Source organism: Noviluteimonas gilva, from assembly GCF_009740395.1.
Classification (GTDB): domain Bacteria; phylum Pseudomonadota; class Gammaproteobacteria; order Xanthomonadales; family Xanthomonadaceae; genus Noviluteimonas; species Noviluteimonas gilva.
On the sequence record NZ_WOXT01000001.1, the window covers coordinates 1,021,374 to 1,037,769 of the forward strand.

Genomic DNA, 16,396 nt, shown 5'->3' on the forward strand with positions numbered 1-16,396 from the left:
GCCTGCGCGGCGACGGCGCTAGACTCCGATCCCATGGCGAAAACCGTCCCTACCGAAGCGAGCGTCGAGGCCTACATGGCCGCGCTTCCCGACGCCGAGCGTCGCGCCGATTGCGCGGCGTTGGTTGCGATGATGGAACGCGCGACGGGGCATCCCGCACGCATGTGGGGCCCGGGCATCGTCGGGTTCGATCGCTACGCCTACAAGTACGACAGCGGGCATTCCGGCGAGTCATGCGTCGTGGGTTTCTCATCGCGCAAGCCGGATCTGAGCATCTACCTGGTCCCGGCCGCACCCGGGCAGGACGCGCTGCTCGCGAAGCTCGGCAAGCACAAGATGGGCAAGTCGTGTTTGTCGGTGCGGCGGTTGGCGGATGTCGATCTCGACGTTTTGCAACAACTCGTCGCCGACTCGGTGACCGAAACCCGGAAACGCCACGCATGAGCGCCATCGAAGATCGTTACGCAGGCAGGCCGTTCCTTCGTTTGTTGGAGTGTCTTGCACTCGATGCCATCGGGGCGCTCGACGACGAGCAGCGTGCAGCGCTTGAGGAGATGGCGCCGAAGCTCGGGGAGTCGCTGAACTTCGACGGCACGTGGCAGCAGATCGTCGCCGCGCAGATGAACTGGGGCGAGGGGATCGAGGAGGCGATTCGCGAAGTCTGGGATCGCAATCGTGAAACTGCGAAGGAACAGGGCATTGAGCTCACGACCGACGAGTTTGCGATGTTGTTTGCGGATGCAAATAGCGCTGAAGGCGAGGCGTAGGGATTGCTGATAGCGGTTCGATCTTGCGTCGAAGGCGAATCCGCTGCGAATGCGAGATTGCCGAGGAGTTCTGATTCGCAGGTGTCCTTGTTTCGATAGCGTCCATGGGTCCCCAAGCCTTGGAGCGTCGAATGAAACAGGAATTGATCGCCACGTTGCATCGCTCGTTCGAAGGCGCGGTTCATGTGGAAGATGGCGTCGAATTCTGGCTGGCGCGCGAGTTGCAGGTCCTCCTCGGCTACGGAACCTGGCAGCGCTTCGAGGGCGTCGTCGCGGAGGCGCAGATTGCGTGCGAGCGCGCTGGCGGTTGCGTCGAGGACCATTTTAGCGGCGCCGCTAAAATGGTCGGCCTGGGCAGCGGTGCACGGCGTAGCGTCAAGGACATCGCCCTCACGCGCTACGCCTGCTACCTCATCGCGCAGAACGGCGACCCGCGAAAGCCCGAGATCGCCTTCGCGATGAACTACTTCGCGGTGCAGACGCGCAAGCAGGAGCTCGTTGAGAAGCGCATCGCGGAATTCGAGCGCGTGCAGGCGCGCGGCAAGTTGTCGAACTCGCAGAAGGCGCTCTCGAGCGTGCTGTTCGAACGTGGAATCGATGCCGCGGGGTTCAGCCGCATCGTCAGTCGTGGTGACGAAGCCTTGTTCGGCGGCCTCGATACACAGGGCATGAAGGACAAGCTCGGCGTGCCTGAGCACCGCCCGCTCGCCGACTTCCTGCCGACGATCACCATCAAGGCGAAGGACTTCGCCAACGAAGTAACGCACATGCAGGTGAAGCAGCAGGACCTGCACGCCGAACCCGCGATCACCTCCGAACACGTGCGCAACAACGCCGACGTGCGCAAGATCCTGACGGACCGCAACATTCACCCGGAAGCGTTGCCTCCTGCCGAGGATGTGCGGCGCGTCCAGCGGCGCCTGAAGGCCGAGGAAAAGAAGCTGCCTCGCACCGCAAAGGCGACGACATAGCCGACCAGCCCGATCATTTTACCGACGCCGGTAAAATGATCCGGACCGCGCTGAGGAGGACGTCCGATGCCGACAAGCTTCGACCTGTTGTACGTCGCCTTGTTCGCCGTCGGGTTCCCCCTGTACGACGCCCTGTTCGGCTGGCCCGCCTATGCGCGCCGCGCGCAGGCCGATCCAGCGCTTGCACGCACATGGTTGTGGTCGACCAGCATGGTCCAGGCGTGGTGCTTCGTCGGGCTCGGTGTCGGCTATTGGCTCTACGCGGGGCGCCCGTGGTCGGCGTTGAAGCTCACGCTGCCCGAAGGCTGGCGTCTCGCCGTGGCCCTCGCGCTCATCGCGGCGTACTCGGCCTATCAGCTCTACTCGATCGCACAGCTCCGGCGCGACCCCGCGCTGCGCGAATCCGTTCGCCCGCAAGTCGCCGCGGTGGCGGACGTCGTGCCGCACACGCGCTCCGAAGTATCGAAGTTCACCGCCGTCTCCTTCACCGCAGGCGTCTGCGAAGAGTTCCTCTATCGCGGTTACTTCCTGTGGGCGCTGGCGCCCTGGCTCGGGTGGTGGGGTGCGGCGGCGTTGTCGACGGTGTGCTTCGCGCTCGGACATGCCTACCAGGGGTGGATGGGTGTCCTGCGCACGGGGATCGTCGGTGCCCTCTACGCGCTCACCGTGTGGCTGCTCGATTCGCTGTGGCCGGCGATCGTGTTGCACGTGCTGGTCGATGTGTTCGGCGGGTTCATGGCGTGGCTCGTGTTGCGCGACGACCCGCCCGCGCCCGCACTGCACAACGGACGCTAGACTCGGCCGCACGCCCTTGCCGCGGAGACCCCCATGCTTCGGTTCCTGGTCGCGCTGTCGTTCGGTCTGCTGTTCGCGTCCCCGGTCTTCGCATCGGAGCCCACGCTCCGCGACTACCACGCCAACGCCAACCACCCCGACGCCTGGCAAGGCGGCGTGCGCATGATCCCGATCCACACCCCCGCGGGCGACTTCCGCGTGTGGACCAGGCGCGTCGGCAACAACCCGCGCATCAAGGTGTTGCTGTTGCACGGCGGGCCGGGCGCGACGCACGAACCGTTCGAAGTGTTCGACAGTTTCCTGCCGGCCGATGGCGTGGAGTACTACTACTACGACCAGCTCGGCTCCTACTACAGCGACCAGCCCGACGATCCGAAGCTGCTCAACATCGATCGCTTCGTCGACGAAGTGGAGCAGGTGCGGGTGGCTCTCGGCCTGGACAAGGACAACTTCTACCTGCTCGGGCATTCGTGGGGCGGGATGCTCGCGATCGAATACGCGCTCAAGCACCAGGACCATCTGAAGGGCCTGATCATCTCGAACATGGTGTCGAGCATCCCCGCGTACAACAAATACGCGAACGATGTGTTGATGCCGGAGCTCGGCGCGGCGAATCTCGCGGAGTTGCGCAAGCTCGACGCGGCGAAGGATTACGCGAATCCGCGCTTCGAGGAATTGCTCGTGCCGCATTACGAACACCACGTGCTGCGTCGCCCGATGGCCGAATGGCCGGAGCCGGTCGTGCGTGGTTTCGTGCGCCACCTCAACAAGAAGGTCTACGTGCCGATGCAGGGCCCGAGCGAATTGGGCGCGAGCGGCATCCTCGTCGATTGGGACCGCACCGAAGACCTGAAGAACATCACCGTGCCCACGCTCGTCATCGGCGCGCGTTACGACACGATGGACCCGAAGTACATGGAGATGATGAGCAAGCGCCTGCCGCGCGGCGAGTATCTGTATCTGCCCAATGGCAGTCATTGCAGCTACTACGACGACCAGGACGCCTACTTCGCCGGGTTGCTGAAGTTCCTGCATACGACCGACGATGCGAAGCAAGGTGGGTAAGCGCGTGCGTTTCCTTCTGCTGGCCGTCGCAGTGCTGTGCATCGGCGCCGCGCAGGCCAAGGCCACGTACGCGGACAAGATCCTCGTCGACAAGTCGGAGCGTCGCCTCTGGGTGATCGTCGATGGCAAGACCGTGGCGACGTACCGCATCGGCCTGGGCCTGTCGCCCGCCGGCCACAAGCAGCGCGAAGGCGACAAGAAAACACCGGAAGGGCACTACGTCCTCGACTACAAGAACGCGACCAGCGCCTTCTACCGCTCGATCCACATTTCGTATCCGAACGCCGAGGACCGCGCGCGTGCGAAACGCCAGGGCGTCCCGCCCGGCGGCGCGATCATGATCCACGGCGAAGCGAACGACCCGCGAATCCGCGCGGCCGTGGCCGCTTACCCGTCGCGCGACTGGACCGACGGCTGCATCTCCCTGTCGAACGCGGACATGCTGGCGCTCTGGAATCAAGTGCGGGTTCCGATTCCGGTCGAGATCCGGCCCTGAGCTTGTCTTAGAATTCGCGGGTCCGGCGGCGTTCGCCGGCATTCGCATCAGGGGAAATCCATGCCGTTCCGTCGCACCCTCGTGGTGGCGTTGCTTTGCGCGCTGCCCATGCTGTCCGCTGCCGCCGCAGAAGAAGCCGCCAAGGCGCCCGAGACGATCAAGTGGATCCTGCCGTGGAAGGACGGCGTGTCGCTGACTTACGCGGTGGAGTCCACCAGCAACGACGGCACGACCGACACGCCCCAAAGCACGCGAATGACGGGCACCGATGTCGTGCGGATCACCGAATCCTCGCCGGAAGGCTTCTTGCAGACGTGGACCTCCTCGGGCGGCAAGTTCGAGATCCAGGCGAGCAACCAGGTCGCCCAGGCGCAGATGCAAGCCTTCGCCGATGCGCTCAAGGACCTGCCGGTCGCGGCCCAGCTGGATGCCGCCGGCAACTTCATGAAGCTGCGCAACATGGACGTCATCGTGCCGCGCTTCCAGTCCGCGCTCCGCCCGTTGTTCAAGAACATGCTCGACGCCGAGCTGGCGAAGATCACCGATGAGAAGGCGCGCGCGAAGAAGCAAGCCGAGGCGATGCCGCTCCTCGATCGCATCACGGACACCATCACCTCGCCGGCAATGATCGAGGGACTCATCGCGGGCAACATCTCCTGGTACAACGGATTCGTTGGCATCGACGTGGAGCCCGACGCCGAATACGGCCTGGACGTCGAGCTGCCGAACGCGGCCGGCGGGCCGCCGATTCCTGCGCGCCTGACGTATTCGCTGTCGGTCTCCCCGGACGACCCGGACGACCTGTATGTCGTCTTCCTCCAGGCGGCCGATTCGGAAAAGGCGCAGGACGCGTTGCGGGAAAGCGCGAATCGCCTCGTCGACGGCAAAATCTCGAAGGAAGCGCTGGCGGAAGTCGATGTCGGCATCAAGGACGAGGGCCTGTTCGTGGTCCATCGCCCCACCGGTGTGGTGGAAATGTTCGAAACCACGCGCACGACGACCGTGCACGGCAAGGAAAAGACCCAGCGCACCCGCATGCGCCTGCTCGACGGCGACCACGACCACGTGTGGAAGGACGAAGACACCGACGCTCCGCAGGCCGCGTCGAAGGACGCCTGACGCGATGCGCTTCGCCGGTCGGCTCACCGAGTGGCACGACGAAAAGGGCTACGGCTTTGTCGTGCCCAACGGTGGTGGCGAGCGCGTGTTCGTGCACGTGAAGAAGTTCGAGCGTCTGCGGCGGCGGCCCATCGAGGGTGAGCTGTTGTCGTATGAGGTCGCGCGCGACGACAAGGGGCGGCTTGCGGCAATGCGTGTGCGCATGGCGGGGCAGACGGCTGCGACGGAGCAAAAGCACGGAGCGCGCCGTATCCCGCACACGCTCCTCGGACTGGTGGCCATCACAGCGATCGCATTCGCTGCGTGGCGTGGATGGCTACCGAAACCGGCCGTCATCGTCTACGGCTTCATGAGCGTGGTCACGTTCGTTCTCTACTGGCGCGACAAGGGCGCTGCGCAGGAAAACGCACGACGCACGCCGGAGAGCGAACTCCATTTTGTGTCCCTTGTCGGCGGTTGGCCCGGCGCGCTGCTCGCGCAGGGGCTGCTGCGACACAAGTCGAAGAAGGCCTCGTTCCAGGCCACGTTCTGGCTGACGGTGATCGCCAACGTTGGCCTGATGACCTGGTGGTTGTCGTCCAGGGGATAGACTCGGCGTCACTCGCCGTCCGGAGATCCCCCATGCGTCACTTCGTGCTGTTGGCACTGCTCGCGCCCTTGGCCGCTTTCGCGCAAGCCAAGCCCGAAGCGGAAATCCACCTCACGCCCGGCGCGCCGCCTGCGTCACCTGAAGTCGTCGCCGCGCTCGCGGAGAAGGACCAGCAGCTCTTCGATGCCGCCTTCAACTGCAAGATCGATGTGCTGAAGACGCTCGTCGCCGACGATTTCGAGTTCTTCCACGACAAGGGCGGCCTGACGGCGACCAGCGGGAAGCAGTTCATCGACAACGTTGCTGACGGCTGCAAGCGCGAGGAAGCCGGCACGAACTTCCATGCGCGGCGCGAGTTGGTCGAGGGCACGATGACGGTGCACCTGATCGGCGATTACGGCGCGATGCAGATGGGCACGCATCGGTTCTTTGCGTTGCGCAAAGGGGAGCCGGATCGGCTGACCGAAACCGGCAAGTTCATCGATCTGTGGAAGAAGGACGGCGACACCTGGAAGCTCGCGCGCGTGATCAGCTACGACCACGTGCTGGCACCGCAGCCGAAGTAATCAGATCCCTTCGGCGCGAAAGCGTGCCTGCACGTCGATGATGGCGGCCGGCAGTTGTGCTTCCAACAGGGCGAGCAACTCCGCGCTGGCGTCGGTGTCGATCGGTTTGCCGGCAGGCGTGGCTGCGGTCACGCGCGTGGTCGTGGTGCGGATCGAATCCGAGAGCACCAGCGCCTTGGTCATCACCAGGAACTCGACGCCGCGGTAGTGCAGCGAGTACAGGTCGAGCATCTGCGCGCGTCCGTCCAGCCGGACACCGGGCGTGTTGACGACGATCTGGCCGATCGCATTCCACGTATCGTTCTTGTCGGCCTGGATGTGGAATTCGCCGCGCGTGGTGGTGATTGGCGTTGGCGCTGCAGGCGCCGCAACGGCGGGCGTTTGAGGGCTTTGCGGAAACACGCGCACTTGCTGCAGTGGTGCGCAGGCGGTGAGCGTCAGGACGGAGAGCAGGCAAACGGCGGACTTGTGCATCGGCGCAGGCTCGGCGGGGAGGGCGCGCGATGGTAAGGAGGCACGGCGGCGTTGCCTCGCGGAAAGCTCTGCATTCGCTGAACACTTGCCGCGTCGCGCGGCTCAGGCCTTCTTCTTTTTCTTCTTCGCTTTCGACTTGGACTTGCTCTTGGCCTTCGCTTTCGCCTCTGCGGCGAAGCGAGCCTGCACGTCGATGATCGCGGCCGGCAGCTTTTCCTGCAGCAGCGCAAGCAAGTCAGCGCTCGCGTTGGTATCGATCGGTTTGCCATCCGGTGTCGTCGCCGTCACGCGCGTCGTGGTCTTGCGGATCGTCTCGGACAGCAGCATCGCTTTGGTCAGCACGAGAAACTCCACGCCGCGATAACGCACGGTGTACATGTCGAGCATCTGCGAGCGTCCTTCGAACTCGGCGCCCGGCGTATTGACGACGATCTGCCCGACCGCGTTCCAGGTTTCGTTCTTGTCGGCCTCGATGGTGAACTCGCCGCGCGTGGTGGTCGGCGCGACGGGCATTTCGGGCGTAGGCAGCGGCTCCGGCGCAGGCTTCGGCTTCGTCGCGCAGCCCGCCATGAGCAGCATCGCCGCCACGATCGCCCAACGGTTGCCTTGCACGCGCATTCGACCTCCGAGGTGTACGCTCCGCCCGATGCGCGCGCCCATCGCCACACTTTGCCTGCTCGCGGCCTGCGCCGCATGGCCTGCGCATGCACGCACGGTGTACCGCTGCGTGCGCGACGGCACCGTCAGTTTGTCCACCGCGCCTGAACCTGGTTCGAAGTGCGTCGCCAAACAGATCGACGACAACGCCGCGAAGGTGCCGAATCTCTGGGGCAATCTCGGCGTGGTGAAAGGTACGTTGTATGAGCGCCAGCAAGACGGAAAGACGGTGTACGGCACGCGCAAGTTGCCGGGGTCGACACCGGTGCTCGCCTTCACCGTGCAAACGCCGCCGGGTTCTCCCGCGCATGTCGGCCTGGGCGCGCTCGGTCCGCCGCAGCTCAAGCGCTTCAATGCCGAATTCCGCGCCGCCGCGAAGAAGACCGGCGTGGAGGACGCGATGCTGCGCGCCTTCGCGCACGCCGAAAGCGGATTCGATCCGAAGGCGACCTCGAGCAAGGGCGCGCAGGGCGTGATGCAACTGATGCCCGAGGTCGCGCGCGAATACGCGGTGGCCGATCCGTATTCGGCCGCGCAATCCATCGACGGCGGCGCGCGGCACCTCAAGCAACTGCTGAGGCGCTACAAGGGCGACCTGGACCTCGTCGCTGCGGCCTACAACGCCGGCATCGGCACGGTGACGCAGTACAAGGGCGTGCCGCCGTATCGCGAGACGATCGAGTACGTCGCGAAGGTGCAGGCCTTGTACGAGCGCTATCGCGACGCGATGACCAAACCGGTCAAAGCGCGCCGTTAAGCCGCCATTGCTGCGGCGCATACACGGTCTTCACGCAGTACTGAACAGTCGGCGCGTTTCATGGCGCCCGATGTATCTCCGATTCGCCATCGCCGGTTTGCTCTGCCTGCTGCCTTTCGCGGGCGCGCAGGCACGCACCGTGTACGAATGTCTCAAGGACGATCGGTTGAGTCTGTCGACCGCGCCCGAGCCCGGTTCGAAGTGCAAGCCCAAGCGCGTCAACGACCGCAAGGCCAAGGTGAAGAACTTCTGGGGCGACCAGGGCCCTGTGCGCGGCAACCTGTATACGACGCGCATGAACGGCAAGGTCGTTTACAGCACGCGGCCGATCAAGGGATGGAAGGAAGTGGCCGAGCCCGTGCGCGTTCGCGCGCCGCGCGATTCGTGGGCGCATGAAGGCTACGGTGAAGTCGGCAAGCCACGCTTGGACGTGTTCGCTGCGCAGTTTCTCGCGGCGGCGAAGAAGACCGGCGTCGAAGATGCGTGGCTGCGCGCCATCGCGCATGCCGAAAGCGACTTCAACGCACGCGCGCTGTCGCCGAAAGGTGCGCGCGGCGTGATGCAACTGATGCCGGCGCTCGCGCGCGCCTATGGCGTGTCGGATCCGTATCAATCGGCGCAATGCATCGACGGCGCCGCGCGCCACATCCGCGATCTCATGCGTCGCTACAAGGGCGACCTGGTTCTCGTCGCCGCTGCCTACAACGCAGGCACCGGCGCGGTCGATCGTTACGGCGGCGTGCCGCCGTACGCCGAAACCGAGGACTACGTGGAAAAGGTGCAGGCCCTCTATGAGCGCTACCGCACCGCGCTGAAGAAGCCGGCAACCCGCAAAAGCTGAGCCTGCGGACGCAACGCTCACCGCGCGCGGGGTAGTGTCCCCGGTTGTCGCCTGACGCCGCACGGAAGCACGATGTCGCTCGCTCATCGTTACGAACCCAAGGAGCCCGAGCGGGCGAGCGTGGATGCGCGCGCCGGTCCCGCGGTCCTGGAGTTCGGCGCGCCGTGGTGCGGGCACTGCATCGCCGCGCAGCCGGCGATCGAAGCGGCCTTCGCCGAACACACCGACGTGCATCACCTGAAGATCGAAGACGGTCGCGGCTTGCCGCTCGGACGTTCGTTTCGCGTGAAGCTGTGGCCGACGCTGGTGTTCCTGCGCGATGGCGAAGAAGTCGCGCGTCTCGTGCGCCCGACGACCCCCGGACCGATCGCCGAAGCCCTGGCCCGCATCGATCCCCCGGCATCGCCATGATCGAAGACCCCGCGCCGCCGGCCATGCATCCGCGCGCGGGCGAAGGGCCGCAGGCCTCCGCGCGCTGGCTGGAGATCGCCGACCGCGCGGATGTCGGCTTGCTGCGCGTGGATGCGGGCGGACATCTGATCGACGTGAACCCGGCGGCCGCGCGCATGCTCGGGCGCGGCATCGATGTCCTGCGCGGCATGGCCTTCGATTCGCTGGGCGATCTCGCCGATCGCGAAGCGATGCAACGTGCGATGGGTGCGCTGCATGCCGGGAAGCGGCCCTCGACCGTCGCGATCCAGATCGCACGCCCCGATGGCGGATCGCTCGCGGCGATGGCGCGCTTCACGGCGGTGCGCGATTTCACCGGCGTGTTGCGCGCGGCGACCATCACCTTGCTCGAACTGGACGAAGGCGAACTGCCCACGCTCATCGAACCGCAGCGCCCGCGCGAGCCCATCGCCTCGGACATGAGCTATCGCGCGCTGTTCGAGGACATCGACCAGGGCTTCTGCGTGATCGACGTGCTGTTCGAGGGCGAGGAGCCCGTCGACTATCGCTTCATCGAAACCAATCGCGAGTTCGAGCGCTACACCGGTTTGGTCGACGTGGTCGGCAAGACGATGCGCGAGCTCGTGCCCGACCTCGAGCCGCACTGGTATCAGTTCTACGGCGATGTCGCGCGCAGCCAGCGGCCTGCGCGCACGATGTTGCAAGCGCAGGCGCTCGGCCGCTGGTATGAAGCGCATGCGTTTCCGTTCGGCTCGGCCAGGAGCGGTCGCGTCGCGGTGCTCTTCGAAGACATCTCCACGCGCACGCGCACCGAAGTTGCATTGCGCGACAGCGAAGAGCGCTTCCGGTGTCTGGCGAACGCCTCGCCCTCGATCCTGTGGAGCGCGACGTCCGACGGCGCGATGACCTGGCTCAGCGATCGCTGGACCGAATACACCGGCCAGGGGCTGGACGTGAGTCGCGAAGAGCGCAACAGCCTGATCCATTCCGGCGATCGCGAATCCGTCACGACCGCCTGGCATCGCGCCTTCCAGGGCGAGCCGTTCGAAACCGAGTTGCGCCTGCGTCGCCGCGATGGTGTCTATCGGTGGTTCCTCGTGCGCGCGAATCCATCGCACGACGATGCAGGCCAACTGACGGGTTGGTACGGCGCGACCACCGACATCCACGATCACAAGCTGGCCGAACACGCGCTGCGCGAAGTGGATCAACGCAAGGACGAGTTCCTCGCCACGCTCGCGCACGAATTGCGTAATCCGCTCGCGCCGCTGCGCAACTGCCTGCACATCCTGCGCATGGCCGAGCAGGGCGAAGCCGGCGCGCACGTCGACATGCAACGCCTGCACGGCGTGATGGAGCGGCAGGTCGCGCAACTCGTGCGGCTCGTCGACGATCTGCTCGAGGTCTCGCGCATCACGCGCGGCATGGTGCCCTTGCACCTGCAGGCGGTGGCGTTGGCCGATGTCATCGAACGCGCCGTCGAAACCAGCCGGCCGTTGATCGATGGCGGGCATCACGCGCTGGTCGTGTCTGTTCCGGCCAGGCCGATGGTGCTGCACGCCGATCCCGTTCGCCTGGCGCAGGTGCTGTCCAACTTGCTCAACAACGCGGCGAAGTACACCGAACCCGGCGGCCGCATCGTGCTGGATGCGCGTCGCGAAGGCGATGAAGCGGTGATCATCGTGCAGGACAACGGTCTGGGCATCGCGACGGACCAGATCACGCGCGTGTTCGATCTCTTCAGCCAGGCCGAGCATTCGATCGGGCATGCGGCGGGGGGACTCGGCATCGGGTTGACGCTCGTGCGCAGCCTCGTGGAAATGCACGGCGGTTCGGTCATCGCGCGCAGCGCCGGCCTGGGGCAGGGCAGCGAATTCGAAGTGCGCTTGCCGCTCGCGCAGGGCGAGCCCGATCCGACGGCCGCGGATGAGACGACACCGACCTCCGGCACGCGCAGGCGCTTGCTCGTGGTCGACGACAATCGCGAACACACCGATTCGCTCGCGCTGTTCCTGCGCATGCAGGGGCATCAGGTGCGCACGGCCTACGACGCAGCGTCTGCACTCACCTGGCAGGTCGCGTTCGCGCCCGATGCGGTGCTGCTCGATCTCGGCATGCCGGGTGTGGACGGCTACGAAGTGTGTCGACGCATGCGCATGGCCGAGGGCGGCGATGCACTCGTCATCGTCGCGATCACCGGTTGGGGCCAGGCCGAAGTGCGCATGCGCACCGCGGAAGCGGGCTTCGATGCGCACGTGGTGAAACCGGTCGATCCGGTGGCGCTCGAAAACCTCGTCGACTCGCTACTGCGAATGAAACACCGCACGTAAAAACCCCTCCCCTGCAACGCAGGGGAGGGGTTGGGGTGGGGTCGCTTTCGCTAAATCGTCAGCTGGTCCGACCCGTGCTGTCACCACGATTCTGCTGCGACTCCGAGCCCTGCTGCATATCGCGATCGCTCGACTGCGAGCCCGCGCGATTCCAGGCGGCTTCGCATGCCTTGCCCGCGCCGTCGTCCCACTTCAGCGCCTTCTGGTTGCCCTTGGTGCTGTTCTCGTAATCGCTGCGCAGTTGTTTCTCGGAATCGCTGAAGCTTTGTCCGCCGCTGCCGTACTGCTGACGGCCCTGTTCACCGGTCTGGTAGGCGGACTGATAGTCCTCGAACGGCTTGCCCTGCTGGTAATAGGGTTCGTTCTGGAACTGCTGCTTCCAATACTGTTGCGAGCCTTGCTGGCCGGAAGCGTTCTGCTGGTTGGATTGCGACGACGGGTTCTGCGACCCTTGGTTCTGCTGATTTGCCATCTCGACATTCCTCCACTGCGGCCGAAGATGGCCGTCGCACGACGTTACGCATGCGACCGTTAGCGGAGTTTTTGCGAGCGGTGAAGGTGTCGCTAACTTGGTTCAGCGTGCTTAACCGAGCGCGGGGAATTGCGTGGTCATTCGCACGCCGTGCACGACGCCCCAGCGAATGCCGATGCGATGCAAGCGCGCTTCCATCGCCGCGCGCATCGGTGGCGGCGTGCGTTGCAGGATCGCGGCGTGGCGTTCGGCCCATGCCGAGGCGAGTGCGAAGACGTTGCCGGCCATCGATTGGATCCGCGGCATTTCGCGGTCGAGGGCTTCGAGTTCTGCTTCCAGTGCCGGCCCAAGATCGACCGTCTGCCCCGCAATGGCCTGCTCGTGCATGATGTTGCCCCTGTCGCCCGTAGGCGTCCTGGCGGCAAACTCGCGGGTCGCGAGTGCAGCCGTCGTGACGATGCACCCTTGAACCATTCGTCCGCCGAGACGTGCGTTGCATCAACAAAGTGACGCAGCGCACGGAATGGGCCCCAAGCCGGTCCTACGCTGCCAGGTCAGGGGGATCCACGGTCCATGGTCGTTAAATTCGGTCGATCGCCGGCACATGACGGTGCGGCGCAGCATTCGCTGCCCGACCGGTTGCTGCGTGCGCCGACCCCGCAGGCCGTGGTGGAGGCGTGGTTCGAGGCCGACCCGCAACTGGATACCCATTGCGCCTGCGTCCTCTGGTCGACCCATTGGCCGCGCGACATCGAGGCGTTCCCGCCCGCGTGCGCGGACGCCAAGGTCATCGCCGACGCCATCGACGCCGTCTCCCGCATCCGCGCGGGCGAGAACGACGACAGCAGCCCGCGCGTGCTCTACGACGACGGCGAAGGCGCGGTGGCCGTGCTCAACAGCCCGCACGCCGCAATCGATCTGTGCCCCGCGTCCGTTGCGCGCCTGGGCGAAACCCTCGACCTGCGCCGCATGCGCGAAAGCGTCGAGCGCCTGGAGCAGGCCGAGAAGTTGCAGCGCTCGCTCTACGCGATCGCCGACATGGCCGGCTCGGACCTCGAGATGCCGGACATGCTGCGCGGCCTGCATCGCATCGTCGCCGACCTGATGTACGCGGAGAACTTCTACATCGCGCTGTACGACCGCGATCGCGATGCGCTGCGCTTCCTCTATTTCGCCGACGTCGTCGACGACCAGGTCCTCTCGCCGGAAGAAGAGATCCCGCTCGCGCGGATCGAACGCGGCCTGACGTGGTACCTCACCCGCGACAAGCGTCCGCTGATGGGCTCCACGGCCGACCTGATGCAGCAGGTGTCGGGCCCGCTGCGCCTGCATGGCGCGGACAGCTCCGACTGGCTCGGCGTGCCGATGATGCGCGACGGCGACGTGCGCGGCGTAGTGGTCGTGCAGAGCTACACCGGCTCGCGCTGCTACACGACGGCGGAGATGTCGCTGCTCGCGTTCGTCGCCGAGCACATCCTCACGGCGCTGGAGCGCAAGAGCGGTCGCGTCGAACTGGAACGGCACGTCGTCGAGCGCACGCAGCAGCTGCAGGTCGCCAACAGCGAGTTGCGCCGCGAAGTCGCCGAGCGCGAACGCGGCGAACGTCTGCAGGCCGCGTTGTACCGCATCGCCGCGCTGGCGAGCCTGGACGAGACGAGCGCGCACTTCTATCGCCACGTGCACGCGGTCGTCGGCGAATTGATCGAGGCGAAGAACTTCTACATCGCGCTGCTTTCGGACGACGGCAACACCGTGTCGTTCCCCTACGCGGCCGACGAATTCGAACGCGACTGGAGCGCGCGCTCCTATGGCCGCGGCCTGACCGAACACGTGCTGCGCACGCAACGCCCCGCGCTGGTCACGCGCGACAGCGCGCTGACGATGGTGGCGGCCGGCGAGATCGACAGCGAAATGCTTGCGGCGCCGACGCTGGTCTGGCTCGGCGCGCCGCTGCTCAGCACCGACGGCGCGATCGGCGTCGTCGCCGTGCAGAGTTACGACCGCGGCGATGTCTACAACGAGCGCGACGCCGAACTGCTGACCTTCGTCTCCTACCAGATCGGCAGCTCGCTGCAGCGCCGGCGCGCGGCGGAACTGCTGCGCCAGGCGAATGCCGAACTCGAACATCGCGTCGAAGCGCGCACCGTCGAATTGCGCGAACAGATCGCCGTACGCGAACAGGTCGAAGCGCAGTTGCAACACCAGGTCATGCACGATGCGCTGACCAGCCTGCCCAACCGTGTGTATCTGCGCGATCGCATCGAACGCGCGCTGGCCGGCGCGCGCCGCGACGACAGTTGCGGATTCGGGCTGCTCTACATCGACGTCGACCGCTTCAAGGTGGTCAACGACAGCCTGGGCCACAGCGCCGGCGATGCCGTGCTGCAACAAGTGTCCAGGCGCCTGGCCGGTTGCGTGCGCAACCCCGACGTGGTCGCGCGCATCGCCGGCGACGAGTTCGTCATGCTGCTGGAACACGTGCAGAACCACGAGACCGCGTGCAAGGTCGCGCAACGCGTGCTGCGCGCGCTCACGCCGCCGCTGCACGTGGCCGGACGCGAGATCCAGTTGTCGTGCAGCATCGGCATCGCGATCGCGGGCCCGGATTGCGAATCGGTCGACCGCATCCTGCACGACGCCGACGTCGCGCTCTATCGCGCGAAGGACGCGGGCCGCAACCGCTTCGTGTTGTTCGACGATGCGATGCACAAGACCGCGATGGGCGTGCTCGACCTCGAGCAGGCCCTGCGCGATGCGCTGATCCGCGACGAGTTCGAACCGTGGTTCCAACCCATCGTGCGCCTGGAAGACGCCAGCGTCGTGGGCTACGAAGCGCTGTTGCGCTGGCGCCATCCCACGCGCGGCGTGCTCACGCCGTCGGCTTTCCTCAAGGTCGCCGAAGACAGCGGGCTGGTCGGACAGATCGATTGGCGCATGTTCCGCCTTGCGCTGGAAGCCGCGCGCCCGATGGTGTGCGAATCGCGCGACGGCGTGCTGCGCTACCTCACGCTCAATGTGTCGCCGCGCCTGTTCCTGCACACCGACTTCGACAAGCGATTGCTGGAACTCGTCGACGAGATCGGCTTCGATTCCACCGCGCTGCGCCTGGAAGTGACCGAAGGCACGCTGCTCGGCGATCCGGAGAACGTGGTGGCGATGCTGCATCGCCTGGCCGAGCGTGGCGTCGAGGCGGCGCTCGATGATTTCGGCACCGGTTACTCATCGCTCGGCCACGTGCATCAGTTCCCGCTGAAGATGATCAAGATCGACCAGAGCTTCGTGGCGCCCTTCGCCAACGGCGTGCCCTCGCGCAGCTCGGCGTTGATCGAAGCGATCCTCGCGCTCGGCAACGCACTCGGGACCGAGATCGTCGCCGAAGGCGTCGAGACCGACGCGCAGTGGGCCGTGTTGCGCGCGATGGGCTGCGTGTACGGCCAGGGTTACCGATTCGCGTACCCCGCGCCGGCCGGCCATTGGCTGGGACAGTGAAACCCGGAAGGGCGACTTTCCCTTTATAAGCGTCGGCGTAACCTGTGCCGCTTCCGGGCCGCATCGGCCCTCGGGAGTTTCGCCATGACGCAAACGCTGCACGCCTTCACCGCGCCGGTGTTCATCCGCACGCTACGCAATCTGCTGCACGTCCTGCAGGCCGGGCAGAAATACGCCGCGGAGAAGAACATCGCGCCGGACGTGCTGCTGGGCACGCGCCTGATTCCCGACATGCTGCCGCTCGTGCGACAGGTGCAGATCGCCACCGACCACGCGAAGAATTGCTGCGCGCGTTTGACGGTGACCGAAGCGATGCCCTTCCCCGATGAAGAGAAGACCTTCGAGGAACTCGAGGCGCGCATCGCGCGTTGCATCGCGTACGTCGAATCCTTCGACGCCGCGCAGTTCGAAGGCGCGGGTTCGCGTCCGATCCAGGTCAAGAGCCGCCTGGGCGAATTGAGTTTCGACGGGCAGGGTTACGTCACCAGCTTCGCGCTGCCCAACTTCTTCTTCCACGCCTCGATGGCCTACGCGATCCTGCGCGCTTCCGGCGTGCCGATCGGCAAGGCCGACTGGCTCGGCGACGTGGGGCGTTGA

Annotated in this window: 19 protein-coding genes; 15 read left to right on the forward strand and 4 right to left on the reverse strand. The window is 65.8% G+C overall.

Annotated elements, in window-relative coordinates:
- Nucleotides 1-33: 33 nt before the first annotated feature.
- The 9 genes from GN331_RS04645 to GN331_RS04680 all read left to right on the forward strand — a co-directional run bounded on the left by GN331_RS04645 (nt 34) and on the right by GN331_RS04680 (nt 6,368).
- Nucleotides 34-444: a DUF1801 domain-containing protein gene (locus GN331_RS04645; protein WP_156640678.1), complete on the forward strand. Its 411-nt coding sequence runs from the start codon at nt 34-36 to the stop codon at nt 442-444.
- A complete protein-coding gene (locus GN331_RS04650) occupies nt 441-767 on the forward strand; it encodes a hypothetical protein (protein WP_156640679.1) in 327 nt (108 codons plus the stop codon). The genes GN331_RS04645 and GN331_RS04650 overlap by 4 nt, the downstream gene beginning before the upstream one ends.
- Nucleotides 768-898: 131 nt before the next feature.
- A complete protein-coding gene (gene dinD / locus GN331_RS04655) occupies nt 899-1,738 on the forward strand; it encodes a DNA damage-inducible protein D (RefSeq protein WP_156640680.1) in 840 nt (279 codons plus the stop codon).
- 66 nt (nt 1,739-1,804) lie between these two features.
- Nucleotides 1,805-2,533: a CPBP family intramembrane glutamic endopeptidase gene (locus GN331_RS04660; protein ID WP_156640681.1), complete on the forward strand. Its 729-nt coding sequence runs from the start codon at nt 1,805-1,807 to the stop codon at nt 2,531-2,533.
- A 33-nt stretch (nt 2,534-2,566) separates the two neighbouring features.
- Entirely contained in the window at nt 2,567-3,598 is a 1,032-nt protein-coding gene (locus GN331_RS04665; protein WP_156640682.1) for a proline iminopeptidase-family hydrolase, read from the forward strand.
- A 4-nt stretch (nt 3,599-3,602) separates the two neighbouring features.
- Nucleotides 3,603-4,094: a L,D-transpeptidase family protein gene (locus tag GN331_RS04670; protein ID WP_197426994.1), complete on the forward strand. Its 492-nt coding sequence runs from the start codon at nt 3,603-3,605 to the stop codon at nt 4,092-4,094.
- A gap of 60 nt (nt 4,095-4,154) precedes the next feature.
- The gene (locus GN331_RS16495; protein WP_197426995.1) at nt 4,155-5,213 is read left to right on the forward strand and encodes a hypothetical protein; all 1,059 of its coding nucleotides are present in this window, start codon (nt 4,155-4,157) and stop codon (nt 5,211-5,213) included.
- Between the two features lie 4 nt (nt 5,214-5,217).
- Nucleotides 5,218-5,802: a DUF1294 domain-containing protein gene (locus GN331_RS16500; RefSeq protein WP_197426996.1), complete on the forward strand. Its 585-nt coding sequence runs from the start codon at nt 5,218-5,220 to the stop codon at nt 5,800-5,802.
- Between the two features lie 32 nt (nt 5,803-5,834).
- The gene (locus GN331_RS04680) at nt 5,835-6,368 is read left to right on the forward strand and encodes a nuclear transport factor 2 family protein (protein ID WP_156640685.1); all 534 of its coding nucleotides are present in this window, start codon (nt 5,835-5,837) and stop codon (nt 6,366-6,368) included.
- Here GN331_RS04680 and GN331_RS04685 read toward each other — a convergent pair whose 3' ends face one another.
- Nucleotides 6,369-6,842, reverse strand: a complete 474-nt coding sequence (locus GN331_RS04685; protein ID WP_156640686.1) for a hypothetical protein — start codon at nt 6,840-6,842, stop codon at nt 6,369-6,371.
- 102 nt (nt 6,843-6,944) lie between these two features.
- Nucleotides 6,945-7,460 carry a hypothetical protein gene (locus GN331_RS04690; RefSeq protein ID WP_156640687.1) on the reverse strand — a complete coding sequence of 172 codons (516 nt, stop codon included), beginning with the start codon at nt 7,458-7,460 and terminating at the stop codon, nt 6,945-6,947.
- A 28-nt stretch (nt 7,461-7,488) separates the two neighbouring features.
- Between GN331_RS04690 and GN331_RS04695 the strand changes: the two genes are divergently transcribed.
- From GN331_RS04695 to GN331_RS04710, 4 genes are all read left to right on the forward strand, one after another.
- Nucleotides 7,489-8,256 (forward strand): lytic transglycosylase domain-containing protein, encoded by a 768-nt coding sequence (locus GN331_RS04695; protein ID WP_156640688.1) that lies wholly within the window; start codon nt 7,489-7,491, stop codon nt 8,254-8,256.
- 70 nt (nt 8,257-8,326) lie between these two features.
- Entirely contained in the window at nt 8,327-9,097 is a 771-nt protein-coding gene (locus tag GN331_RS04700; RefSeq protein ID WP_156640689.1) for a lytic transglycosylase domain-containing protein, read from the forward strand.
- Between the two features lie 72 nt (nt 9,098-9,169).
- Nucleotides 9,170-9,508, forward strand: a complete 339-nt coding sequence (locus GN331_RS04705) for a thioredoxin family protein (protein WP_156640690.1) — start codon at nt 9,170-9,172, stop codon at nt 9,506-9,508.
- The gene (locus tag GN331_RS04710; protein ID WP_156640691.1) at nt 9,505-11,838 is read left to right on the forward strand and encodes a hybrid sensor histidine kinase/response regulator; all 2,334 of its coding nucleotides are present in this window, start codon (nt 9,505-9,507) and stop codon (nt 11,836-11,838) included. The genes GN331_RS04705 and GN331_RS04710 overlap by 4 nt, the downstream gene beginning before the upstream one ends.
- 58 nt (nt 11,839-11,896) lie before the next feature.
- Here GN331_RS04710 and GN331_RS04715 read toward each other — a convergent pair whose 3' ends face one another.
- Both GN331_RS04715 and GN331_RS04720 read right to left on the reverse strand, forming a co-directional pair.
- Nucleotides 11,897-12,310 carry a hypothetical protein gene (locus GN331_RS04715; protein ID WP_156640692.1) on the reverse strand — a complete coding sequence of 138 codons (414 nt, stop codon included), beginning with the start codon at nt 12,308-12,310 and terminating at the stop codon, nt 11,897-11,899.
- 111 nt (nt 12,311-12,421) lie between these two features.
- Nucleotides 12,422-12,697 (reverse strand): hypothetical protein, encoded by a 276-nt coding sequence (locus GN331_RS04720; protein ID WP_156640693.1) that lies wholly within the window; start codon nt 12,695-12,697, stop codon nt 12,422-12,424.
- A gap of 186 nt (nt 12,698-12,883) precedes the next feature.
- On the opposite strand from GN331_RS04720, the gene GN331_RS04725 reads away from it, so the two are divergent.
- Both GN331_RS04725 and GN331_RS04730 read left to right on the forward strand, forming a co-directional pair.
- Entirely contained in the window at nt 12,884-15,799 is a 2,916-nt protein-coding gene (locus GN331_RS04725; RefSeq protein ID WP_156640694.1) for a putative bifunctional diguanylate cyclase/phosphodiesterase, read from the forward strand.
- Between the two features lie 84 nt (nt 15,800-15,883).
- Nucleotides 15,884-16,396 (forward strand): DUF1993 domain-containing protein, encoded by a 513-nt coding sequence (locus GN331_RS04730; protein WP_156640695.1) that lies wholly within the window; start codon nt 15,884-15,886, stop codon nt 16,394-16,396.